The sequence below is a fragment of the Burkholderia lata genome, assembly GCF_902499025.1.
Lineage (GTDB): Bacteria > Pseudomonadota > Gammaproteobacteria > Burkholderiales > Burkholderiaceae > Burkholderia > Burkholderia lata_C.
On sequence record NZ_CABVPW010000060.1, the window covers coordinates 18,129 to 42,114 of the forward strand.

A 23,986-nucleotide genomic window follows, 5' to 3' on the forward strand; every position below is an offset into this window, starting at 1 on the left:
CGCGTTGCGCGCCACGCAGCGCCGTATCACATGACACCTGCTTTCGACGAATCCGCACCGGTTCAACACGCCGCGACCCTGTGCCAGAACGGACAGTTCGCCGATGCACTGTCGCGCGTCGCGCCGCTGCTCGACCGGCCGGCGCCGGCCGTCACGGCGCTGCACGTCGCGGCCGTCTGCGCGCTCGGCCTGAACCGGCTGGCCGATGCGGAAGCGTGGTGGCGGCGCGCAATCGACGCGATGCCGGCGTTCGAGCCGCCCTACGACGGCCTTGGCGCGCTGCTTGTATCGCAAGGTCGCCTGCCCGACGCCGAGGCGCTCCTGCGCCGGCAGCTCGCGTCCGTCACGCCGTTGCGGGCGTCGCACCATCACCGGCTCGGCAAGGTGCTCGAAGCGCTCGGCCGGCTCGACGAAGCCGAACAGGCGCTCGGGCAGGCGCTGCTGATCGAGCCGCAGTCGGCCGACGTGCTGACCGATCTCGGCAACCTGCTGCGTGTCCTCGGCCGGCAGGCCGAGGCGGAACTCGCGTACCGGCTCGCAATTGCCGTGCGCGCCGACCATGTGCTCGCGCACGCGAATCTCGGCGCGATCCTCGTCGACATGCAGCGGCTGCCGGAGGCGGAAGCGGCCAGCCGCCAGGCGCTCGCGCTGTGCCCGGATCACCCGGAGGCGCACTACAACCTCGGCGTCGCGCTGCAGAACCTCGATCGCCTGCCGGAAGCGGAAGCGGCCTATCGCGATGCGATCCGTTGCCGCCCCGGCTTGCCGCAGCCGCACAACAATCTCGGCTGCGTCCTGCGCGCGCAGGGCCGCCACGACGAAGCGACGGCTGTATTCGCCGATGCGCTGACGCTCGCGCCGGACATGGCCGAAGTGCACTACAACCTCGGCACCACGTTCGCGCATGCCGGCCGCCACGACGACGCCGAACGTGCGTACCGCCGCGCGCTCGAACTGCGCGCCGACTATGGCGACGCGCGTTTCGGGCTGGCGACGCTGCTGCTCGGCCTGGGCCGGTTCGACGAAGGCTGGCGGCGCTACGAATCGCGCTACGAGCAATCGGCATTCGTGCACCGCCGGACTCGCGAGGTGCTGCCATGTGCGCAGTGGCAGGGTGAGCCGCTCGCGGGCGAGACGCTGCTCGTCTGGCAGGAAGACGGCTTGGGCGACATGCTGCAGTTCAGCCGCTATTTCGCGGAATTTCGGGCGCGGCACGCGGCGCGCGTGGTGTTCGCATGCCAGCCCGCGCTGCATCGGCTGATGGAGGCGGTTGATGGTGTCGATGCAGTGCTCGATCACGAGACGGCGACCGCACAGGCGGCGCAGTTCGATTACTGGACGAGCCTGCTGAGCGCACCGATGCACGCGGGCACGACGCTCGACACGATTCCGCCGCCGGCGCGGCTCGCGCCCGATCCGGTCCGTGTCGCACGCTGGCGCGCACGCTTAGATGCGCTGCCGGCCGGCCCGCGCGTCGGCCTCGTGTGGAAGGGCAACCCGAAGCATCACAACGACGCGCACCGCTCGCTGCCGTCACTTGCGTTGCTGACGCCGCTGTGGAGCGTGCCGGGCGTGCATTTCGTGAGCCTGCAGAAGGGGCAGGGCGAGGACGAGGCGCGCCAGCCGCCGGGCGGCCTGCCGTTGCTGCACCTGGGCTCGGAGGTCGACGATTTCGCGGATACGGCCGCGATCGTCGCGCAACTCGATCTCGTGGTGTGCGTCGATACGTCCACCGCGCATCTGGCCGCGTCGCTCGGCAAGCCCTGCTGGGTGCTGCTGCCGAATCAGGACGTGGACTGGCGCTGGATGCACGACCGTGATGATTCGCCGTGGTATCCCGGCACGGTGCGGTTGTTCCGGCGCGGGCGCGACGAAAGCTGGATCCAGATGGCCGAGCGCTTGCGCGACGCGTTTGCCACGCATTGCGCGGCCGGTCGCGTGATGGCGGATGAGACGGTGCGGGCCGTGTGAGCGGATGGCGCGTGCGCGACCGTAGATCCCCGCGCTACCCGTCGCGGTACGGCTCGGCAGTGCGCATTGCGGCCAGCTCGAACCGCTCGCGGAAGATCGCATGATCGGCTGGTCCGGTCGCCCCAAGGGCGTGATCGACATCGGCGAGCGGGCCGGCCGGTACCGGGGCACCGGGCGACACGCTCGATTGCCGGGCGCCGAATGCGCTCCGCCGCGCCGGATCGGCGGCCGGCAGGCGTGCGAGAACGTGATGACCGATCTCGCGGGGGGCGGGCGCTATCGGCGATCGCCGCGCGTCAGCGCGCGATCAGCTCGACGATGCGGCGGACCATGTCGTCCGTGAGTGCAGGGTAGAGCGGCAGGCACAGCACCTTGCGCGCGGCTTCCGACGCGACCGGCAGGTTGTCGCGGTTCGCGGACGGCAGCCCGCGATACATCGGAAATTCCGAAATCAGCGGATGGAAATAGCGGCGCGTATACACGTCGTAGTCGCGCAGCTTGCGGTAGAGCGCGTCGCGGTCGAGCGGATAGTCTTCGTCGACGAGGATCGGGAAATACGCGTGGTTCGCGACGGTCTGGCCGCCTTGCGGCAGGCAGCGGATGCCGGGTACGTCGCGCAGCAGCGCGCGGTACAGCGCGTCGATGTCGCGGCGGCGTGCGAGCGCGCCGTCGATGTGCTGCAGCTGGAGCATCCCGAACGCGGCGTTGATCTCGCTCATCTTGCCGTTGATGCCGGGCGCGACGACCGTGACTTCGTCGACGAAGCCGAAGTTCTTCAGGTGGTCGATCCGTTGCTTCGTCTTCGCGTCGGGGCAGATGATCGCGCCGCCTTCGAACGTGTTGAACACTTTCGTCGCGTGGAAGCTCAGCACCGACAGGTCGCCGTGGGTGAGCACGCTGCCGGTGGCGGTCTGCACGCCGAACGCATGCGCTGCGTCGTAGATCACGCGCAGGTTGTAGTTGTCGGCGATCTTCTGGATCGCATCGACGTCGCACGGATTGCCGTAGCAATGCACGGGCATGATCGCGGTCGTCTGCGGCGTGATCGCCGCCTCGATGCGTGCGGGGTCGAGATTGAGCGTGCCGGGCGTGACGTCGACGAAGACCGGCTTGATGCCGTTCCACAGCAGCGAATGCGCGGTCGCAACGAACGAGTACGGTGTCGTGATCACCTCGCCGGTGATCCGCAGCGCCTGCAGCGCCGTGACGAGCGCGAGCGTGCCGTTCGCGAACAGCGACAGGTGCGGTACGCCGAGATACTCGCACAGCGCGCGCTCGAACTGCTGGTGGAACGGGCCGCCGTTGGTCAGCGTCCGGCTTTCCCAGATCTTCTCGAGGTACGGCAGGAATTCTTCGAGCGGCGGCAGGTGCGGCTGCGTGACGTAGATGCGTTCGCGCGGCACTGACGCGACCGATTCGACAGGAAGGCTGGCTGTCATGATGTCCGATTCCCCTCGTGCATGATCTTGTGAAGCCGCCCGTCAGGGATGCCGGGCGGCGACGTCCGGCATGGCGGACGCGGCGTCGAACGATGCGGGCGGCTCGCCTGCGCACCAGCGGGTCCACATGGTGCGCCATGCGGCAGACAGGCCGGCCGCGATCGTTGCGGGCTGGAAGGCCGCCGACGCCAGGCACCGCTCGCGCATGGAGGCGCGCAACGCGTTCAGGCGGTCGAGATCGCTCGTCAGCTCAAGTGCCCGGTCGACGAATTCATCGGCGTTGTCAACGGAGAACTGATCGAGTCCCAGGTGGCTCAGCCACGCCGCGCTGCCCCGACTCGGGAGCCGGTGCCCGGAGATCGTGATGGTCGGGACACCCATCCAGAGCGCATTGAGCGTCGTGGTCGAGCCCGAATACGGAAACGTGTCGAGGCACAGGTCCACCTGATGGTGTTGCTGCAGGTAGACGGCGGTCTGGGCGCGCGACCGGAACGTGAGTCGCTGCGGATCGATACCTTCCGCGGCGAACCATTCGACGAAGGTGCTGCGATCCTGGTCCTGTGCGATTGCGCCGATCAACATGCGTGCGTTCGGGATGGCGCGCAGCACGCGGGCCCAGAGCGCAATCACATCCGGACGCAGCTTGTTCAGGCGGTTGAAGCTGCCGAAGGTGACTTGTCCGGTATGCAGCGCCGGCAGGACGTTGACCGGAGGGCAATTCTGCGGCGGCGAAAACGGCGCCGTGGCCGGCAGGCACACGATCTTTTCGACGAACTGCGAGTCGAGCATGCCCGGCGGGGTGAAGAACCGGTCGCTCAGGAAATAGTCCATCGTACGCAGGCCGGTCGTGGCGGGGTAACCGATCCATGCAACCTGAATCGGCGCCGGCTTGCGGGCGAACGCGGGTAACCGGTTGCGGCCGGTGTGTCCCGACAGGTCGACCAGGATGTCGATCCGGTCGCGCCGGATCCGGGCCGCGAATGCGTCGTCGTCGAGCACCGTGACATCCGTCCACGTGTCGGCCTTTGCACGCAGTGCGGCCGTGATGTCGTCCTCGATCAGGTGATTCGAGTAGAAGTGCAACGACAGGCCCGGGTCGTCCGCGAGATGGTGGACGGTCGGGGCGAGATACGACGCGACAGCGTGATTGAACAGGTCGCCCGATACGAAGCCCACGCGCAGTTCGCGGCCGGGGAGTTTGGTATTCGTGTGCGGAGCGGGTTTGACGCGCGCCTCGTGGAGTTTTGCGAAGGCGCGATGCTCGAGCATCAACGTATCGTCGTCGATCGAATCGTCGTGAATCAGGCAGAACAGCATGCTGCTGTGCGTAATGCTGTCCATCGGATTGATTTCGATGGCGCGTCTGAACCACTGGATCGCGTCACGCGATGCGCCCTGGTCCAGCAGCAGGAAGCCGAGCGCGGAATAAGTCGCCGGAACCTGCGGCCCCAGTTCGACCGCCCGCCGGCACGCGGCCAGCGCCTCGCCGAAGCGGCGCATGCCATGCAGCGCGAGGCCGAGAATCCGGTGGCCTTCCACGTTGTCGGGCTGCATCGCGATGATATGGCGGCATTGCGTTTCCGCCTCGGCCGCCCGGTTGGTCGCGCGCAGCGACTCGGCGAGCAGGGTGCGCGTCAGCACGTCGTCGGGCTGGCGTTCGATCACCTGATACGCGGCGTCCGTGGTTTCGCGATATCGGCGATCGCGATACAGCGCGACGGTCAGCGCGCGCCAGCTCGCGGGGTCGGCCGGGTAGTCGGCGACCAGTTCCCGGGCGAGCGCGATCGACTCGACGTTGCGTCCCTTGTTGAACAGGGCGGTATGCGCGTTCAGTTTGCGCGACGGCACCCGGCGGATCTGGCCCGTGGCGGCAACCGGTGGCGGCGTTGCGTCGTCTTTCCGCGAGGTCGTGAGCGTGATTTCGATCGTCCCCGGTGCCGGTGCCGCTGCCGGCGCCGGCGCGGCGGGTGCGGTCGGGAGCACGATCGAAGGCGAGGCCATCTGCGCAATCAGGCCATCGAGTGCCGGACCATGGACGCCACGCTGCTGCGCCATTTCGATCGCGATCCAGGCGGCCGCCGTCTGGCCGCTCCGGTGCAGTGCGTTGATGTAGCCGACCCAGTAATTGCCGTTGCCGGGCGTCGTGCCGAGCGCGGTTTCGAAGTGTGGAATGGCCGAGCCCGGATCGCCGCTGTCGACTTTCAGAACCGCCAGGTTGTAGTTCGCGTCGCCGTGTTCCGGCAGTGCGCCGAGGATGGCTTCGTACAGCGCCTTCGCGTCGTCGAGTGCGCCGGCATGGTGCCGCTCGATGGCGCTTTGCAGCACGAACGCAATGTCGCTCTCGAATTGCTGTTCAGGCGTCGGTACGGCAACAGGGGAATCGGACGAAGACATGGCGAGGGTGACGAGGAATCGGTTGTTGCCATTATCTGCAGCGAGGCGCAGTGGCGATGCGCTGAGGTGACGCCAAAAGCCGCGCCAGTTTGGCCGATTGGCGTATCCGCCGCGCAGGCGGTCGGCGGCCCCAAAAAAAACGCCCGCACGAGGCGGGCGGAGGCGAACGAGCACGCCCTCACTTCAGCGCGTAGTTCTTGTTGTCAGGTTGGCGCGCCGGCGGTGGCGCGGTGCGAGGCGCGCGTCAGCGGCTCGCGATGTTCTGGTACTGGCCGACGGCCTGCACGCGGCCCATCGCCGCCTGGTATTCGTCGGTCAGCTCCTGCTGCGCGCGTTGCGCGTTGACGAAGATGCGGTCGTTGCTGGTCTGCATGCGGCGGATCGCGGCGATGCCGGCGGGTGGCTGATCGGCCGCGAGCGACGCGACGAGCGGCTCGCGCAGGTCGACGAGGCGCGCCGCCTCGATCCAGTCGGCCATCGCGGCCGCATGTTCGATCGCATCGGTGAGCGCGTCGAGCTGCGCAATCAGTTCCGTCTGTTCCATCTGGGCTCTCCTGTCCGGGTAGCGATCAGCTCTTGTTGCTCGACAGCGCGCCGGCGCTGTTCGTGCCGCCGAACAGCTGCGTCAGGTACTGCGAGTTGCTGTTCATCGTCGCCATCAGCGTGTTGAGCGCGGTGAACTGCGCCTGGTACTGGCTGGTGAGCTGCGCCGCGTAGTTCGACAGGGTCGTCTGCTGCGTGGTGACGCTTTTCAGGTCGTTGTTGAGCGCCGTCGTGCGGGCGGCGATCAGCCCGTTCGTCTGCGTGTAGTTCGTGATGTCGGTCGTCAGTTGCTGGCCGATCCCGTTCGTCGAGTTGAACAGCGACGCGACGCCCGTCGGGTTGCTCTGCAGCGCGGTGTTGAGCGCGGTGTTGTCGACCTGCAGCGTGCCGTCGGCCTGCAGCGTGACGCCGATCGATGCGAGGTTGACCGTCGAACCGTTGCCGCTCACGCCGCTTGCGACGACCGACGCGAGCGCGTTGCGGATCGTGTTCAGCGTCGAGTCGCCGAGCAGCGGGCCTTGCGTCGACGAGCCGGACGTGAAGCTCGACAGCGTGCCCATCGTCGTGACGAGCGTGTTGTAGAGCGTCACGAAGTTGTTGATCGTGGACGCCTGCGATTGCGTGTTAGTGGCGATAGTCAGCGTCTGCGTCGAGCCGACGGCGGCCGAGGTCAGGTTCACCGTGACGCCGGTGATCGCGCTCGTCACGGTGTTGCTCGCGCTCGTCGCCGCGATGCCGTTGATCGAGAAGGCGGCGTCCTGCGCGGCCGTGCTCTGCTTCCAGGCGGCGCTGCTGTTCGCGGACGCAATGGACGACTGGCCGCCCGTCGTGCTGGCCGTCGACGTGACGCCGAGGCTGGACAGGCCGTTGTCGCCGGACACGTTGCTGACCGCGACGCTGATCGCGTTCGCCGCGCCGGTCGGCGTCGAGCTGAGCACGAGGTGGGCGCCGTCGCTGCCGTTGACGACCGATGCGACGATGCCCGGGTTGCCGGTCGCGGTGTTGATCGCGGCGGCGATGCCCGACAGCGTGTTGTTCGTGCTGCCCACGTTGACCGAGAACGACTGACTGCCGAGCGACAGCGTCATCGTGCCGGTGCCGAGCGCCGTCGAAGCACCGAACGCGGCCGACGACAGCGACTGCGACGTCGCGATCTGCGTGGTGTTGATCGAATAGCTACCGGCGACGGCACCCGCGCCAGCGGTCGCGGTAATGCCGGTACCGCTCATGGTCGCGGTGAAGGTGTTCTGCAGCGAGCCGTTCGACAGCGTCGTGAGGCCGGCCTGCAGTGCGCTCAGCGCCGCCGAAAGGGCGCCGTACGCGGAAATCTGGGTGTTGTCGCTGGTCTGCTGCGCGCTGAGCGCGGCGGCCTGACCGGCGGTCTTCGCATTGACGAGCGCCGTCACGAGCGAGTTGACGTCCATCGACGAGTTGCCGGTCGAACCGCTGATGATCGATTGGGCGGCCTGCTGCAGCGCGCTGTTGGCCGAGCTGTTGGCGGCGGTGACGGCGGGATTGATCGTCGACATCGTAGTGCTCCGTGCGGCGGGTGATCCGTGAAATGCGGGATGAAGGCCTGGCAGCGGGGCGGGGCCCCGCGTGCCAAGCGCTTGCGGCCGGGCCGCGCGTTACGCGGGGCCCGGCCGTAGGTTGCTACTCGATTACTGCAGGAGCTTCAGGACCTGCTGCGGCAGCGAGTTTGCCTGTGCGAGCACCGAGATGCCAGCTTGTTGCAGCACCTGGTTCTTCGACATGTTCGCCGTTTCCTGCGCGAAGTTCGCGTCGGTGATCTGCGACTGTGCCGACGACAGGTCGGTCGATTCTGCCTGCTGCGACGTGGCGATTGCCGTGAAACGGTTTTGTGCCGCGCCCAGCTGTGCCTGAACGTTGTTCACCGTCTGCAGCGCGTTGTCGATCGACACCATCGCGACGTTCGCACCGCTGACCGTGCTGATGTCGAGGCCCGACACGGTCTTCGGCGAGTTGACGGCGTTGATCTGGGCGATCGAGTTGTTGATTGCCGTGAGCTGCGCGGTCGTCGTGCTTGCGCCCGTTGCGCCGCTTTGCAGCGACAGTGCACCGACTTGCGTGCCCGTGCCGGCCGTTGCGCTGGTGCCGAACACTGCCTGAGCGACCGTCGCCGTGATGCCCTGGCCGTTCTGGTCCGTGAACGAGTAGCCGCCCTGGCCGTCGGAGATCACGTTGATTGCCGTGATCGCAGCGCCGGTCGACGTGTACGCGCCGGCGTTGTTGAGCGACAGGCCGGTAACCGTGCCAACGTTCTGGCCCTTCTGCACCAGGCCGCCGCCGATCTTCGCAGCCGACATGCTTTGGCTCAGGTCCAGCGAAATCGTCTGGCCGACGTTCGCGCCGACCTGGAACGACACGATGCCTGCCGAGCCGTCGAGAATGTTCGTGCCGTTGTACGTCGTTTGCGACGCGATACGGTTCACTTCCTGGATCTGTTGCGCAACTTCTTGTTGCAGTGCTGCCTGGTCGGTCGTGGACATCGTGCCCGTCGACGCCTGAACGGCCAGCTGGCGGATACGTTGCAGGCTGTTCGTCAGCGACGACAGTGCGCTCGATGCCGTTTGAATCATCGACACGCCGTCGTTCGCGTTCGACACGCCCTGGTTCAGACCGTTGATCTGGGTCTGCATACGGGTCGAGATCGCGAGACCTGCTGCATCGTCTGCTGCGCTGTTGATACGCTTGCCCGACGACAGGCGGGTGATTGCCTGCGACAGGGCGTTTTGCGAGCCGTTGAGGTTCTGCTGTGCAACCAGCGAGTTGATGTTGCTGTTAATTCCGAGCATGGAAAATCTCCTGTTTAAGCCGAAAGCCCTGAAAAGCCGTTTTGGCGTCGGCGGAAGCACTCGTTCATTGCTGGCCGCCTCAGAGCAGGATTTCGGCGCACCAAAACAAAACTTGAGGGGCAGGTTGAGATTCGGCCCGATTTTTTATCCTTCTTTGTCATTTCGGATGGGCTCGGGCATGGCGCCGGATGAATGGGGTCAGAGAGCGACCCGACCACGCAGTCGTTCGCCTGTGCACCCGCACCCGACAAAAGGGTGGTTTTGTCTGTGATTCCCTGCTATGATGGCGGGCTGAATTGAGATTTCTGTCAAGCCTCTGCCGTTTTCGGCATGTCTGCTGGCAGTCAAACGCGGCGCTGCACGCGGCTTGTGAAGCGTACTCGCGGTGCTTTCCGCCTCTCTTTTCCGGCCTCCGAGGCCGTATTTCCGCTCGTTTCGCCTGTTTGTGGGGACGCTCGGATGGCCGGTGCGTGGCGCTTGGCCGCTACGTTTTTGACCGTTTAAGCAATTTAGGAACGACATGACGACGATTCTTCTGAAAGAAAACGAGCCGTTCGAAGTGGCGATTCGCCGCTTTCGCCGTGCTATCGAAAAAAATGGCCTGATCGCTGAACTGCGCGAACGCCAGTCCTACGAAAAGCCGACCGCAGTCCGCAAGCGCAAGAAGGCAGCAGCCGTCAAGCGCCTGCACAAGCGCCTGCGCAGCCAGATGCTGCCGAAGAAGCTCCACTAAGAGCGTCTTACGGTTCGCCGCGAAACGGCGGAGCGTGCTTCGAAAGAAGCCGCTCCGCCGTTTTGCTTTTGGGGTCCGGGAAAATCCCGAGGCCGCTGATGCGCGGCCGTCCAGCTAATGGCCGGCGGTTTGCGGCCGCCGGACCACCGTTCAGAAGTCGATCTTCGCGTTCAGGCTCACCGTGCGCGGGTCGCCCGGCTTCACGTAGTCCGCGTACTGGTATTCCCAGTAACGGCGGTTCAGCACGTTGTCGATCGATGCGCGCAGCGTCACGTCGTGGCGGCCGACCCGCGTCAGGTAGCGCGCACCCGCATTGACGACGAGAAAGCCCGGCGCGTCGAGGCCGCCGGCCGCGCGCAGTGGCGTCGCGCCGGTGAATTTCGCATCGACGCCGAGCGTCAGCCCCGGTACGCCCGGCACCGCGTAGCCGATGTCGCCGGCGAGCACGAAACGTGGCGCGCCCGCGACACGGTTGCCGTTGTTGCCGATCCCGTTCGCATACCACGCGTCGAGCAGCATCGCGTCGACGCCCGCGTTCCAGCGCGCGCCGAATTTCGCGCGCGCGCCGAACTCGATCCCCTGGATGACCGATTCGCCGTCCTGCACGTAGACGTTCGCGGCGTTCGCATATTCGGCGCTGCGCTCGATGCGGAACAGCGCGGCCGTCGCGCTCCAGCGCGCGTGCTCGCTCTTGATCCCCAGCTCGTATTGCTTGCTGCGCAGCGGCTTGAGCACCTGGCCGGCGTTCGCGTAGACGTCGTTCACGCGGCTGCCGGGCTCGAGCGATTCGGCGTAGCTCGCGTACGCGGTGGTCGTCGGCGCGAGCTTGAACATCACCGCGAACGTCGGCGTCACGACGCCGTTCTGGCGGTAGCCGGGATCCTCGACGCCGCTCGCCTGGAACGAGCGCTGCTCGTAGTTCATGTAGCGCACGCCGGCGAGCACCGACCAGCGCTCGGTGAGCTGCACGGTGTCGCTCGCGAACAGCGATTTCTGCACGATCTCGCTCGTGCGGTACTGGATGAAGCCGTGCGGGCTGTCGTAGCGGTACGGGTTCGGCGCATACAGGTTGCCGGCGCCGAGCGGCACGAACACGCTGTTCGCCGAATAGTCGTTCGCCTGCTTCTGCCAGGACGCGCCGACCACGATCTGGTGGCTGAACGGGCCCGTGCGCACCTTGCCCTCGACCATCGCGCGCCACTGGCTGAAGCGGTGATCCTCCATCCCGACGTAGCGGCTGTCGGTGTAGTTGCCGGCCGCGTCCTGCAGGTACAGCGTGCTTTCGTTGCGGCGGCGCGTCGCCTTGCTGTAGCTGTACGCGACGTCGAGCTGCCAGTCGGGCGCGAGCTGGTATTGCAGCCCGGCCGTGTAGAGCTGCAGGTTCGTGTTCAGGTACTGGTCCTTGCCGCCGAGGTTCGTCGTGCCGCCGCTGATCGTCGCGGGCAGCGCGCCGCCCGGGTAGCTGCCGGTGAAGATCGACGGCGTCTGGCCCGTCGTGCGGCGGTCCTGGTACAGCGCGCCGAACGTCACCGACAGGTCGCGCGTCAGGTTCGCCTGCAGCGCGAGCGATACGCTGTCGCGGCGGATGTTGCCGTCGTTGTACGTCTTGCCTTCCTCGTGCGTCGCGTTCAGCCGCGCGCCGAACATGCCGTTCGGCCCGAACCGCTGGCCGAGATCGACGTGCTCGGTCCACACATTGGTGCTCCGGTAGCCGACGTCGACGCTGCGCACCGGTTCGACGCCCGGCTGCTTCGTCACGTAGTTGACGACGCCGCCGGGCGTCACGAAGCCGTACAGGAATCCGCCGAGCCCCTTCAGCAACTCGACGCGATCGAGCTGTTCGTACGGCATCGTGATCCCGTACGTGACGAACGGCAGCCCGTCGATCTTGTAGCCGTTCTGCCAGTCGAGCTGCATGCCGCGCACGGTCATGTAGCTGGCCCACGCGCTGTACGCGCCGCTGTTGTCGGACACCGATGCGTCGTTCGCGAACACGTCGCCGAGCTTGTACGGCTGGCGTGCCTCGAGCTCCTCCGACGTGACGATCGTCGTCGAGAACGGCGTGTCGAGCTGGCGGCGCGTGCCGAGCGCGCCGGTGGAGATCGTGTCGGTCAGGTGCTGCGGTGAATCATGCGCAGCCGTGACGTTGATAGTGGGCAACGCCGTGGCGCCGCCGGGCGAATCGTCCGCGTGCGCGAGCGACGCGGCAAGGCAGGCAAGGGCGGCGGCCACGCGACGTGGACGGACGGGAGGGCGGGCGAGGCAGGCGGTCATGGTGGATAAGTAAAAATGCAAGTAAGAATCATTCGCATTGCGATAAAATGTCGCGCATCGTATCAAAACCCGTCGAACGCGCAACAATTCCATGCCGCGTGCAAGGGCATCCGGCCTCGCCAGCGGCGGCCGGCCGGCTCGTGCGCGGCGCCTGACCTCAAATGACCTGCACCCTGTTGACCCGGGGCCGCTCGTGCCGGCCCGCTTGTCCTTCGCAGTGCGCGCGATGAATGCGTTCCTGCGACCGTTTCTCGTCCGCCTGCATCGCTGGTTCGGCCTCGCGATCGCGCTGTTCCTGTTCATCGCGGGCCTCACCGGCGCGCTGATTGCGTGGGATCACGAACTCGACGCGGCACTGAATCCGGACTTCTACACCGCCCGCAGCGATGCGGCGCCGCTCGATCCGCTCGCGCTCGCGACGCGCATCGAGGCCGCCGACCCGCGCGTGCAGGTGACCTATCTGCCGCTTGCGGTCGAGCCGGGGCACACGCTGCAGGCGGGCGTGATGCCGCGCACCGATCCCGCAACCGGCCAGCCTTACGCAATCGATTTCAGCCAGATCGCCGTCGATCCCGCGACCGGCGCAATGCAGGGCCGCCGCGAATGGGGGGCGCTGTCGGTCGCGCGGCTCGACCTGATGCCGTTCATCTACCGGCTGCACTACTCGCTGTTCCTGCCCGTGTACGGCGGGATCAACTTCGGGTTCTGGGTGATGGGCGTCGTCGGCATCGTGTGGGCGATCGACAGCCTGATCGCGCTGGTGCTCGCGTTTCCGAACCTGAAGAGCTGGCGCAAGTCGTTCGCGTTCCGCGTGCGGCGCGGCGGCTATCCGCTGGTGTTCGACCTGCACCGTTCGGGCGGCGTGTGGGTGTGGGGGCTGCTGCTGGTCGTCGCGGTCACGTCGATTTCGATGAATCTCGCCGTTCCCGTCGTGCGGCCGCTGGTATCGCTGGTGTCGCCGCTCGCCGAGACGCCGTACACGAACCCCGAACACTTCCCGCCAGCCGCGCCGGGCAGCAAGATGCTGCCGCGCGAGCGGATCGTCGAGATCGCGCGCGCGGCCGGGCGCGACGCGGGGATTGCCGCGCCGCCCGGCGCGCTGCTGTTCGCGCCGGCGATGAATGCGTATGCGGTCGGGTTCTTCACGCCCGGCAACGATCACGGCGACGTCGGACTCGGCAACGCGTGGCTTTATTGGGACGCCGTGACCGGCAAGCCCGTCGCCGCCCAGGTGCCGGGCCGCGGATCGGCCGGCGACCTGTTCATGCAGGCGCAGTTTCCGCTGCACTCGGGGCGGATCGCCGGCATCGCGGGGCGTGCTGCGGTGAGCGTGCTCGGTATCGTCATCGCGATGCTGAGCGTGACGGGCATCTGCATCTGGGTGAAGAAGCGCAGCGCGCGCGTGCGGGCCGCGCGGAGCACGCGGGCGGTCGCGCCGGCGTCGTCGCGCGCCGCGAGGTGACGGGTGACGCGCCGCGCAGCGCTTTGTGAGCGGTGAGCGGGCGGCGGGCGGTGCAACCGGCGCAGGGCCGCGGCAACCGATGGGCAGCCGGCGGCTGCCCGCGCCGTCAGCCTGTCTTGCGCCGGCGTGCCGGCTGCTTGCCGCCGAGCGCCGCGCATTGCGCGTGGCACGGGCAGCCGACCTCGTGATCGTTGACCATGCCCGTGGCCTGCATCAGCGCATAGCAGATCGTCGAACCGACGAACTTGCAGCCATACGCCTTCAGCGCCTTGCTGAGTGCGTCGGACTGTTCGGTCGACGCGGGCGCGTCACGGTACGACTGCCACGCGTTCTGGATCGGCGTGTCGCCGACGAACGACCACAGGAACGCGGCGAGCGACCCGTGCTCTTCGCGGATGCGCTGCACGGCGCGCGCATTGGTGACCGCCGATTCGACCTTCGCGCGATTGCGCACGATGCCCGGATTCTCCAGCAGCTTCTCGATGCGCTTCGGCGTGAAGCGCGCGACGGCATCGACGTCGAAATCCGCAAAGGCCTCGCGATAGCCCGCGCGCTTGTTCAGGATCGTCGACCACGACAGCCCGGCCTGCGCCCCTTCCAGGATCAGCATTTCGAACAGGTGGCGATCGTCGTGCGACGGCACGCCCCACTCGGTATCGTGATAGTGAGCATCCGCTTCCGTCTTCACCCAGTTGCACCGCTGCGACATCGTCGGCCTCGTTTTCAGTGTCAATTCGATCGCGTCAGCATAGCGGAAGCTCCATTCACGGAACAGCCGGCCGAACGGCAGATGGGCGCGCGGCGCCGATCCGGTTAAGCTTGGCGCCTGTTCGAATCAGCGGGATGAAGGTATGTCGGCATTACTTTTTGCGATCGGCATCGACGGCGGCGGCACGGGCACGCGCGCGGTGCTGGCAGACCGGCACGGGCGCGAGCTCGCGCAGGGGCGCGGCGGCCCGTCGGGGCTCGGGCTCGGCATCGAGCGCGCGTGGGCATCGATCGGCGCGGCCTGCGCGGATGCGTTTGCGCAGGCCGGTCATGCATTCGACTGGTCGCAGTGCGCGCTCGGCTGCGGGCTCGCGGGTGTCAACAATGCAGCGTGGCTGGCCGCGTTTCGCGCGCAGGCACCGCTCGATGCGCTCGCGGTCGAGAGCGACGCGTATACGACCGTCGTTGGCGCACACGGCGGCGCGCCGGGGCTGATCGTCGCGCTCGGCACCGGCAGCATCGCGGCGGCGCTCGATGCGGCCGGCACCTACCGGATTGCGGGTGGGTTCGGCTTTCCGTCCGGCGACGAGGCGAGCGGCGCATGGCTCGGCGTGCGCGCGCTTGCCTATGCGCAGCAGGCGCTCGACGGCCGCGTGCCGCGCGATGCGTTCGCCAACGCGCTGCTCGCGGAAACGGGTGCGCAGGATCGCGACGCGCTCGTCCAGTGGTCGTGCGATGCGAACCAGACGATCTACGCGCGGCTTGCACCGATCGTGCTCGCGCACCGCTCGCATCCGGTCGCGGGTGCGCTGATCGCGCAGGCGGGCGACGAGATCGGCAAGATGATCGACGCGCTCGATCCGCAGCAGGCGCTGCCGATCGCGCTGTGCGGCGGACTGGCGGACGCACTTGCTCCGGCCGTGCCGGCGCGCCATGCCGCCCGGCTGCGCGCGCCGCTCGACGATTCGGCGCACGGCGCGCTGCGGCTCGCGCTGCAGGCGTTGCGGGCGGCGGAGGGCAACTGAAGCGCCACTGAAGGTGTTTGACGGTGGTTGAAAGCTCGCCGAAACCGGGCCGCTGGCGGCGATCGACCGGGAACCGTCCGGCGGGCAACCGGGCGCGACGTTAGAATGGCCGTTCCGCAGAGCCCTGAGCGCCATTCTTCCGTCCCATGTACAAAGTCATCGCCACCGATCTCGACGGCACGCTGCTGAACAGCGACCACCAGCTCGATCCGTACACGATCGACACCGTCCGCCGGCTCGACCGCGACGGCCTGCAGTTCGTGATCGCCACCGGGCGCCATTACGCGGACGTCGCCGGCATTCGCGACGTGCTCGGTATCCGGCCGTATCTGATCACGTCGAACGGCGCGCGCGTGCATGCGCCGGACGACACGACGATCCACGCGCAGGACATCGATCCGGCGATCGTCCGCGGCCTCGTGCAGCCGGACGTCGTCGGCGCGCACGGCCGCGTGATCGTCAACCTGTTCACCGACGAGGGCTGGCTGATCGACCGCGATGCGCCGCACCTGCTCGAATTCCACCAGGATTCGGGCTTCCGCTATGACGTGATCGACATGCCCGCGCACGACGGCGCGGATATCGCGAAGGTGCTGTACATCGGCGATCCGGCCGATCTGGCGGTCGTCGCCGAGCAGATGCGCGTGCGCTTCGGCGATGCGCTGTACGTCACGTACTCGCTGCCCGACTGCCTCGAAGTGATGACCGCGAACGTGTCGAAGGGCCGCGCGCTGCGCTCGGTGCTCGCGCGGCTCGGCGTCGACACCGGCCACTGCATCGCGTTCGGCGACAACATGAACGATATCGACCTGCTCGAAACCGCGGGCCACGGGTTCATGATGAACAACGCGAACCCCGACCTGATCGCACGGCTGCCGCACATCCCGCGGATCGGCAACAACTTCGACGCGGGCGTCGCCCGCCACCTGCGCACGCTGTTCTCGCTCGAAGGCAACACCGCCGCATCCTGAGCGCCCTGCCGGGATGGAAATGAAAAACGGGCGCCAGTGGCGCCCGTCGAAATTACCTGCCTCGATCTTCTTGGACAGCGTGAGGCTCGCTGCTCTGCTCGCTTGACCCCGTAGTGTTTTATTCGCTTGTGCGAGCCGATGCCGGCAGCCGGTCGACGGCGTCGTCACGCCCCGCGACCAGCGGATAAATGATCCCGGCGAGTACCGCGCCGATGATCGGTGCCACCCAGAACAGCCAGAGCTGGCCGATCGCATCGCCGCCCACGAACAGCGCGGGGCCGGTCGAGCGGGCCGGGTTCACCGACGTGTTGGTGACCGGGATCGAGATCAGGTGAATCAGCGTCAGGCACAGGCCGATCGCGATCGGCGCAAAGCCGGCCGGCACGCCGCGCTTGTCGGTGGCGCCCAGGATCACGAACAGGAAGAAGCCCGTCATCACGACTTCGCAGATGAACGACGCGCCGAGCGAGTAGTGGCCGGGCGAGCGCTCGCCGAAGCCGTTCGTCGCAAAACCGCTGCCGACGACGTCGAAGCCCGGCTTGCCGGTCGCGATCAGGTACAGCACGAATGCGCCGAGCGTCGCGCCGATCACCTGCGCAACGATGTACGGCACGAGATCGCGTGCGGGGAAGCGGCCGGCGACCGTCAGGCCGACGCTCACCGCCGGATTCAGGTGGCAGCCCGAAATGTGGCCAATTGCGAATGCCATCGTCAGCACAGTCAGGCCGAAGGCAAGTGCGACGCCGGCAAAGCCGATGCCGAGGCCCGGAAAGGCGGCGGCCAGCACGGCGCTTCCGCACCCGCCGAGCACCAGCCAGAACGTGCCGAATACCTCTGCAGCGAGACGCTGAGAAAGATTCATGTAAGGACCTCGTTCAAGTGGATTGAAGACAACCGGACGACGCGACGGATTTAAACCATCAACCGGAATTGGTCTGGATTATAGGAAATGAATCGGGTCGGGGAGGGTCAACGATTGTTAAATTTGAATGGCTGACGAATGCCTTTTATTAGAATAAGTCCGCATTCTCGATATAGCCGAATCGGTTAAAGATGACAGCATTTATTTCGAAGGGCAGGGCGGCAGTGCGGATGACGTAACGGATGTTGGTGTCCCGGCCGGATTCGCCGGGGCCGCATCATCGAAAAGGGGAGTCGAAAAATGTCTCAATACGCGAAACTCAAGGCGCAGATCGCCGATCTGCAGGCCCAGGCGGACGATGTGCGCCGCCAGGAAGTGGCGGCGGTGATTGCGGAAGTCCAGCAAAAGATTGCCGAATATGGGCTGACTGCCCAGGATCTGGGCTTCGCGGAGCGAGCGAAGCGCGGGCGCCCGCCGAAGAAGGCGCCGCTGCCCCCGAAATTCCGCGATCCGAAGTCGGGCGCGACGTGGAGCGGGCGCGGCAAGCCGCCGAATTGGATCGTCGGTAAAAACCGCGATCGTTTCCTGATCGAATGACCGAAAACCCAAACAAAAGAGCCGCATCGAGATGCGGCTCTTTTGTTTGGCGCGCCGATTTCGGCGCGGATTTGATTACGGAATATTTCCTTGCGGAATTCCGTGTCAGGCGCCGGCGACCCGGCGCAATGCCGGTTGACGGGCTCCCGTGCAAAGCGATTCGTAAGTTTCGACATATCGCTGCGCCATTGCCTTCGAACTGAAGCGCGTGTCGAAACGTTCGCGGATGGCCGTGCGCGACAGGCTGTCGATCCGGTGCAGCGCGCCGACCGCGCCCTGCACGTCCTCGACGATGAAGCCCGTGACGCCGTCCTCGATCACTTCCGGCACCGAGCCGCGGTTGAACGCGACGACCGGCGTGCCGCAGGCCATCGCCTCGATCATCACGAGGCCGAACGGCTCCGGCCAGTCGATCGGGAACAGCAGCGCCTTTGCGCCGGACAGGAACGCGGGCTTCTGCGCTTCGTTGATCTCGCCGATGAATTCGACGTGCGCCTGGCCGAGCAGCGGCTCGATCACTTCCTTGAAATAGTCGGCGTCGGCCTTGTCGACCTTCGCGGCGATCTTCAGCGGCAGCCCGCTTTGCGCGGCGATCCGGATGGCCGTGTCGACGCGCTTTTCCGGGCAGATCCGGCCGAGGAACGCGAGGTATTCGGGCTTCACGTCCGGCTGCGGCGTGAGCAGCGTGTCGGGCAGCCCGTGGTACACGGTGCCGGCCCACGCGGCCTGCGGCAGCGGCTTGCGCTGGTTGTTCGAGATCGACACGACCGGCGAGTCCGGGAACGCGTCGAACACCGGCTGCAGCTCCGGCAGGTCGAGGCGGCCGTGCAGCGTCGTCACGTACGGCGTGTCGAGGCGCGACATCAGCGCGAACGGCAGGTAGTCGAGGTGAAAGTGCAGGACATCGAATTCGTGCGCGACCCGGGCGACCTGTTCGAGGAGCCGCATATGGGGCGCCATCGAATCCCGGATCGACGGATCGAGCCGCAGTGCGCGCGGCCAGGCCGCCTCGAGACGGGCCGACGTGACGGAGTCGCCGCTGGCGAACAGGGTCACGTCGTGGCCGAGTTCGACGAGCGCCTCGGTGAGGTAGGACACGACACGCTCGGTGCCGCCGTAGAGTTTCGGCGGAACGGCTTCGTAAAGCGGCGCGATCTGGGCAATTCGCATGGGTGTTCTCCTGTTTCGATCCGGGGGCGCGGTGGCGCCGATGTGGATCCCGTGCAAGGTTGCGGAACTCGCCGGCGTACGCGGTTGGCGGTACGTGGCCGTGCCCTGGGCGGGGTGCGCGGGGCGCCGGACGGCAAGCTGCGGGGCGGGCCGGCACGGCTCGCGCCGCCGCCCATCGGAGTCCATTATCGATATCGCCCTGCGGGGTTCGAGTGTTTTTTCAAACACTTAAGGCTTGTTACACGATGAAATACGCGAAAACCCCCAGAAAAAGGGCGCGGAAACAGGAATGGAGACAGACGCAACTATTGTTGCGTCTTTGTGAAAAAGCACTATAATTTTTACCGATCCGATTGTCGGCAGCCTTGCCGGCAAGCCTTTCACTACCGAGTGGCGGCCATCGGACACATCGCAGCCGAATCCGCGCTGGCACCCGCTTCCCCGATTGAGCCTTTCAATTCGCTTTGTCGGAAAAATTCCTACACGGTTTACAGACAAATCCTGCATGGCATACGCCACTTCGCTGATACCGGCGTAAATGCCGTTTAGCCAAAATTCGCCCTGTAAGACTATAAACGAGCCGACTGAGCGCCAAGAGCGCCCTGATCGAGCAAACGTTTTCATAACACGAATGGCCAAAGCAAAGCTCTTTAACGGGGGAATCATGAGCGCTACCAGCGAAATGCTCAGTGAGATCAAAGAGGTCAACCTGTCGTACCTCCTCCTCGCGCAACGCCTGCTGCGGGAAGACAAGGCGATGGGCATGTTCCGCATGGGCATTTCCCAGGAACTCGCCGACCTGCTCGCCAACCTCACGCTCGCACAGACCGTGAAGCTGGCCGCGTCGAACCAGATGCTGTGCCGCTTCCGCTTCGACGATCACGCGCTGCTCTCGTCGCTCGCCGACAAGGGCCGCAGCGATGTCGTCGCGCACGCCCACTCGGCCATCCTGATGGCCGGGCAGCAGGTCGAAGGCGTCCGCTGATCCATCCCGCCTTGCGTGTGTCCCGGCGTGCCGCGCCGGTGGGCAGCGTATTGGCCATCCATCCGAATAACGTCAAGCGGACGGTTATCACCATGGCAAGCAAAAGCGTCGTGATCGAGGTGAAGGAAATCACCCTCGCCATCGAACTGATCGAACTGGGCGCCCGGCTGCAGTTGCTGGAAGCGGAGACGAGCCTGTCGCGGGACCGTCTGATCAAGCTGTACAAGGAACTGAAGGGCGTGTCGCCGCCGAAGGGGATGCTGCCGTTCTCGACCGACTGGTTCATGACGTGGCAGCCGAACATCCACTCGTCGCTGTTCTACAACATCTACCGGTTCATGCAGGACCACGGCCGTTGCGAGCCGATCCAGTCGATCGTGAAGGCGTACCGGCTCTATCAGGAGCACGTGAACCTGTCCGGCGACGAGGCCGCGCTGAGCCTCACGCGCGCGTGGACGCTCGTGCGCTTCTTCGATTCGGGGATGCTGCAGATGACCCCGTGCACGCGCTGCGGCGGCCACTTCGTCGCGCATGCGCATGATCCGCATCAAGGTTTCGTCTGCGGCCTCTGCCAGCCGCCGTCGCGCGCGGGCAAGACCCGCAAGGCTGCCGCCGCGCGCGCCGAACTGGCCGCCGCCGCGGCTTGAGCGCCGCCGGGCGGGGCGCGAGCGGCCGTCACGGGCGGCGCGAACCGTCTGCGAATTGCTGGTAAACACCGTCGGGCCGCCGCCGGGCGGCCGCGAAAGTTTTCCTGCCGACTGCCGTAAACCTGTTTAACGGCGGTCTCCCCGCCGGTCATTCGTGAGGGACAGGCAGTGCTGATTATCGTGGGAACACTCGTGACGCTGTTGTCCGTCTTCGGCGGTTATGCGCTGGCAGGCGGGCATCTGGGCGCATTGATCCAGCCCGTCGAGATCCTGATGATCGTGGGCGCGGGCGTCGGCGCGTTCATCCTCGGCAACGGCGGCAAGACCATCAAGGCCACGCTGCGCGTGCTGCCGACGCTCTTCAAGGGCTCGAAATACACGAAGGACGTCTATATGGAGCTGATGGCGCTTCTTTACGTGCTGCTCGCGAAGGCACGCAAGGAAGGCACGCTCACGCTCGAGGCCGACATCGACGATCCGGAAAAGAGCCCGATCTTCACGCAATACCCGAAGATCCTCGCCGATCACCACATCGTCGAGTTCCTGACCGACTACCTGCGCCTGATGGTGGGCGGCAACATGAACGCGTTCGAGATCGAGAGCCTGATGGACGAGGAGATCGAGACGCACCACGCGGAAGGCGAAGGCCCCGCGCACGCGCTGATGCGCGTCGGCGACGCGATGCCGGCGTTCGGTATCGTCGCGGCCGTGATGGGCGTCGTGCACACGATGGCGTCCGCCGACAAGCCGCCCGCGGTGCTCGGCGCGATGATCGCGCAGGCGCTGGTCGGCACGTTCCTCGGGATCTTGCTGTCGTACGGGCTGATCGGGCCGCTCGCGAGCCTCGCGGAGCAGCGCGTCGCCGAGTCGACCAAGATGTTCCAGTGCATCAAGGTGACGATCCTCGCGACGCTGAACGGCTATGCGCCGGCGATTGCGGTCGAATTTGGCCGCAAGGTGCTGTTCTCGACCGAGCGCCCGTCGTTCTCGGAGCTCGAAGAGCATGTGCGCCGCGTGAAGGCGAAGTGACGCGGAGCGCACGATGAGCAAGAGCAAGGATCGCGCAATCGTCGTCAAGCGGGTGGCCCCGGCGAAGAAGGGCCACCACGGCGGCGCATGGAAGCTCGCGTACGCGGACTTCATGACCGCGATGATGGCGTTCTTCCTGCTGATGTGGCTGCTGAGCTCGGTCACGCCGGTGCAGCTGAAGGGGATCGCCGAATACTTCAACACGCCGCTGAAGGCCGCGCTGTTCGGCAGCGGCGACCGCAGCTCGCAGGATGCCAGCATCATCAACGGCGGCGGCCGCGACCTGTCGAGCGTCGACGCCGGCACGCTGCGCCGCACCGACGGCACGACGCAGCTCGCCGAGCGCCTCGCGAAGATGGGCGACGAGAATTCCCGGTCGCAGGCGCAGGGCGCGCAGGACCGGCTCGAGCAGGCGCGCCTGCACGACCTGCAGATCAAGCTGATGGCCGCGATCGAGGCCAACCCGACGCTGCGCCAGTTCAAGCAGCAGATCCGTATCGATTCCACGCTGATGGGGCTGCGCATCGAGATCGTCGATACGCAGAAGCGGCCGATGTTCGCGATGTCGAGCGACCACGTCGAGCCGTACATGCGCGACATCCTGCGCGAGATCGGCAAGACGCTGAACGACGTGCCGAACCGGATCATCGTCCAGGGCCATACCGACGCCGTGCCGTACGCGGGCGGCGAGGGCGGTTACAGCAACTGGGAGCTGTCGGCCGACCGCGCGAACGCGTCGCGCCGCGAGCTGATCTCCGGCGGCATGGACGAGGCGAAAGTGCTGCGCGTGCTCGGCCTCGCGTCGACGCAGAACCTGAACAAGGCCGACCCGCTCGATCCGGAAAACCGCCGGATCAGCGTGATCGTGCTGAATCGCAAATCCGAAGAGGCGCTGATGCGCGACGATGCGACGACCACGACGCTGTCGGCCGATGCGGCCGGCTCGCAGCAGCTCGCGCAGCAGCTGGCCCCGGCGCCGGCCGCGCGCCCGGCGCTCGCGGCGTCCGCCGTCGCCGTGCCGAAACCCTGACGTTTACAAGATTCCGAGACAGACATGATCCGAACCATTCTCGCCATCGACGACTCCGCGACCATGCGTGCGCTGCTGCAGGCAACGCTGATGCAGGCCGGCTACGACGTGACGGTGGCGCCGGACGGCGAGGCCGGCTTCGACCTGGCGGCCACCGTGCCGTACGACCTGGTGCTGACCGACCAGAACATGCCGCGCAAGAGCGGGCTGGAAGTGATCGCCGCGCTGCGCAAGCTGACCGCCTATACGGAAACGCCGATCCTCGTGCTGACGACCGAAGGCAGCGACGCGTTCAAGGACGCCGCACGCGACGCGGGCGCGACCGGCTGGATCGAGAAGCCGATCGACCCCGCCGTGCTGGTCGACCTGGTCGCGACGCTGTCCGAGCCGGCCGCCTCCTGACATTCACGCGACGCATTCAACCCGGGACCGGGCATGACTCTCGACATCACTCAGTTCTACCAGACATTTTTCGACGAAGCGGACGAGCTGCTCGCGCAGATGGAGCAGCTGCTGCTGAACCTCGACGTCGGTTCGCCCGACCCCGAGGATCTGGCCGCGATCTTCCGCGCCGCGCATTCGATCAAGGGCGGCGCGGCGACGTTCGGCTTTTCCGCGCTGACCGATACGACGCACATCCTTGAATCGCTGCTCGACCGCGCGCGCAACCATGAGCTGACGCTGACCAAGGAAATGGTCGACGCGTTCCTGGAGACGAAGGACGTGCTGTCCGACCAGCTCGTCGACTACCGCGCGAGCGCCGAACCGGACGCGGCCGCCGCCGCGACGATCTGCGCGAAGCTCGAACGGCTGAAGGCCGAGAGCGGCGCGGGTGCGCCCGCAGCCGCTGCGGCACCGGTCGCAGCTGTTGCCGTACCGGCTGCGCCGGCCGTGGAACCGGCCGCCGGCGACGATCGCGCGCCCGACCACGTGATCGAGCAGGCACTCGCGGCTGCCCATCCGGCGGGCGGTGCAGGCGAAGGCGAAGGCGGCCCGCACCTGAAGATCACGCTCGTGGGTGTCGACGCGAAGGATCGCGAACTGCTTACCGAAGAACTCGGCAACCTCGGCCGGATCGTCGGCCGCGAGGAAGCCGGCGCCGACCTGACGCTGTGGGTCGAATCCGACGTGCCGTCCGACGACATCGTCGCCGTGTGCTGCTTCGTGATCGACGAAAGCCAGATCCGCGTCGGGCACGGCACGGCGCCGGCCGCACCGGCTGCCGCGCAGGAAGCCGCGGCACCGGCGGCAGAACCGGCTGCCGCCACGCAACCGGCGCGCGTCGAGGTATTCGCGCCGCAGGCCGCCGCGCCGCAACCGGCCGCACCCG

The 23,986-nt window shown here is 66.7% G+C and carries 21 protein-coding genes; 12 read left to right on the forward strand and 9 right to left on the reverse strand.

Annotation, left to right across the window (positions count from 1 at the left end; genetic code table 11):
* The first annotated feature begins 30 nt into the window (after window positions 1-30).
* Window positions 31-1,971, forward strand: coding sequence for a tetratricopeptide repeat protein (locus BDI24065_RS37790; protein ID WP_175035483.1), 1,941 nt, complete (start codon window positions 31-33; stop codon window positions 1,969-1,971).
* 296 nt (window positions 1,972-2,267) lie between these two features.
* Here the strand turns inward: BDI24065_RS37790 and vioA are convergent, their stop codons facing one another.
* The 5 genes from vioA to BDI24065_RS37815 all read right to left on the reverse strand — a co-directional run bounded on the left by vioA (window position 2,268) and on the right by BDI24065_RS37815 (window position 9,163).
* Window positions 2,268-3,410 carry a dTDP-4-amino-4,6-dideoxy-D-glucose aminotransferase VioA gene (gene vioA, locus BDI24065_RS37795; protein ID WP_175035484.1) on the reverse strand — a complete coding sequence of 381 codons (1,143 nt, stop codon included), beginning with the start codon at window positions 3,408-3,410 and terminating at the stop codon, window positions 2,268-2,270.
* 42 nt (window positions 3,411-3,452) lie between these two features.
* Window positions 3,453-5,804, reverse strand: a complete 2,352-nt coding sequence (locus tag BDI24065_RS37800) for an O-linked N-acetylglucosamine transferase family protein (protein WP_175035485.1) — start codon at window positions 5,802-5,804, stop codon at window positions 3,453-3,455.
* 244 nt (window positions 5,805-6,048) lie between these two features.
* On the reverse strand, window positions 6,049-6,348 hold the full coding sequence (locus BDI24065_RS37805) for a flagellar protein FliT (RefSeq protein ID WP_175035486.1): 300 nt from the start codon (window positions 6,346-6,348) through the stop codon (window positions 6,049-6,051).
* 25 nt (window positions 6,349-6,373) lie between these two features.
* A complete protein-coding gene (gene fliD / locus BDI24065_RS37810) occupies window positions 6,374-7,876 on the reverse strand; it encodes a flagellar filament capping protein FliD (protein ID WP_175035487.1) in 1,503 nt (500 codons plus the stop codon).
* A 132-nt stretch (window positions 7,877-8,008) separates the two neighbouring features.
* Entirely contained in the window at window positions 8,009-9,163 is a 1,155-nt protein-coding gene (locus BDI24065_RS37815) for a flagellin (protein ID WP_175035488.1), read from the reverse strand.
* A gap of 520 nt (window positions 9,164-9,683) precedes the next feature.
* Between BDI24065_RS37815 and rpsU the strand changes: the two genes are divergently transcribed.
* Window positions 9,684-9,896, forward strand: a complete 213-nt coding sequence (gene rpsU / locus BDI24065_RS37820) for a 30S ribosomal protein S21 (protein ID WP_006401410.1) — start codon at window positions 9,684-9,686, stop codon at window positions 9,894-9,896.
* Window positions 9,897-10,046: 150 nt separating this feature from the next.
* On the opposite strand, the gene BDI24065_RS37825 is transcribed toward rpsU, so the two are convergent.
* Window positions 10,047-12,170, reverse strand: coding sequence for a TonB-dependent siderophore receptor (locus tag BDI24065_RS37825; protein ID WP_175035489.1), 2,124 nt, complete (start codon window positions 12,168-12,170; stop codon window positions 10,047-10,049).
* 226 nt (window positions 12,171-12,396) lie between these two features.
* Between BDI24065_RS37825 and BDI24065_RS37830 the strand changes: the two genes are divergently transcribed.
* On the forward strand, window positions 12,397-13,632 hold the full coding sequence (locus BDI24065_RS37830; RefSeq protein ID WP_175035490.1) for a PepSY-associated TM helix domain-containing protein: 1,236 nt from the start codon (window positions 12,397-12,399) through the stop codon (window positions 13,630-13,632).
* A gap of 106 nt (window positions 13,633-13,738) precedes the next feature.
* Here the strand turns inward: BDI24065_RS37830 and BDI24065_RS37835 are convergent, their stop codons facing one another.
* Complete coding sequence (locus BDI24065_RS37835) at window positions 13,739-14,341, reverse strand: DNA-3-methyladenine glycosylase I (protein ID WP_175035491.1); 603 nt, start codon at window positions 14,339-14,341, stop codon at window positions 13,739-13,741.
* A gap of 142 nt (window positions 14,342-14,483) precedes the next feature.
* Here BDI24065_RS37835 and BDI24065_RS37840 point away from each other — a divergent pair, with 142 nt between their 5' ends.
* Both BDI24065_RS37840 and BDI24065_RS37845 read left to right on the forward strand, forming a co-directional pair.
* Window positions 14,484-15,365, forward strand: coding sequence for a BadF/BadG/BcrA/BcrD ATPase family protein (locus BDI24065_RS37840; protein ID WP_175035492.1), 882 nt, complete (start codon window positions 14,484-14,486; stop codon window positions 15,363-15,365).
* Between the two features lie 146 nt (window positions 15,366-15,511).
* Window positions 15,512-16,336, forward strand: coding sequence for a Cof-type HAD-IIB family hydrolase (locus BDI24065_RS37845; protein ID WP_175035493.1), 825 nt, complete (start codon window positions 15,512-15,514; stop codon window positions 16,334-16,336).
* A gap of 118 nt (window positions 16,337-16,454) precedes the next feature.
* Here the strand turns inward: BDI24065_RS37845 and aqpZ are convergent, their stop codons facing one another.
* Window positions 16,455-17,198, reverse strand: coding sequence for an aquaporin Z (gene aqpZ / locus BDI24065_RS37850; protein WP_175035494.1), 744 nt, complete (start codon window positions 17,196-17,198; stop codon window positions 16,455-16,457).
* Window positions 17,199-17,498: 300 nt separating this feature from the next.
* Between aqpZ and BDI24065_RS37855 the strand changes: the two genes are divergently transcribed.
* Entirely contained in the window at window positions 17,499-17,795 is a 297-nt protein-coding gene (locus BDI24065_RS37855) for an H-NS histone family protein (RefSeq protein WP_175016332.1), read from the forward strand.
* A 105-nt stretch (window positions 17,796-17,900) separates the two neighbouring features.
* On the opposite strand, the gene BDI24065_RS37860 is transcribed toward BDI24065_RS37855, so the two are convergent.
* A complete protein-coding gene (locus BDI24065_RS37860; protein ID WP_175035495.1) occupies window positions 17,901-18,965 on the reverse strand; it encodes a glycosyltransferase family 4 protein in 1,065 nt (354 codons plus the stop codon).
* A 664-nt stretch (window positions 18,966-19,629) separates the two neighbouring features.
* On the opposite strand from BDI24065_RS37860, the gene flhD reads away from it, so the two are divergent.
* The 6 genes from flhD to BDI24065_RS37890 form a co-directional block, all read left to right on the forward strand.
* Entirely contained in the window at window positions 19,630-19,950 is a 321-nt protein-coding gene (flhD, locus tag BDI24065_RS37865; protein ID WP_039346834.1) for a flagellar transcriptional regulator FlhD, read from the forward strand.
* Between the two features lie 92 nt (window positions 19,951-20,042).
* Window positions 20,043-20,597 carry a flagellar transcriptional regulator FlhC gene (flhC, locus tag BDI24065_RS37870; RefSeq protein WP_011350591.1) on the forward strand — a complete coding sequence of 185 codons (555 nt, stop codon included), beginning with the start codon at window positions 20,043-20,045 and terminating at the stop codon, window positions 20,595-20,597.
* 168 nt (window positions 20,598-20,765) lie between these two features.
* Window positions 20,766-21,626 carry a flagellar motor stator protein MotA gene (gene motA / locus BDI24065_RS37875; RefSeq protein ID WP_011350592.1) on the forward strand — a complete coding sequence of 287 codons (861 nt, stop codon included), beginning with the start codon at window positions 20,766-20,768 and terminating at the stop codon, window positions 21,624-21,626.
* A gap of 13 nt (window positions 21,627-21,639) precedes the next feature.
* Window positions 21,640-22,656: a flagellar motor protein MotB gene (gene motB, locus BDI24065_RS37880; protein WP_175035497.1), complete on the forward strand. Its 1,017-nt coding sequence runs from the start codon at window positions 21,640-21,642 to the stop codon at window positions 22,654-22,656.
* Between the two features lie 24 nt (window positions 22,657-22,680).
* The gene (locus BDI24065_RS37885) at window positions 22,681-23,058 is read left to right on the forward strand and encodes a response regulator (protein WP_011350594.1); all 378 of its coding nucleotides are present in this window, start codon (window positions 22,681-22,683) and stop codon (window positions 23,056-23,058) included.
* Window positions 23,059-23,091: 33 nt separating this feature from the next.
* Window positions 23,092-23,986 (forward strand): Hpt domain-containing protein (locus tag BDI24065_RS37890; protein WP_175035498.1); only part of this gene is annotated, 895 nt, incomplete at its 3' end.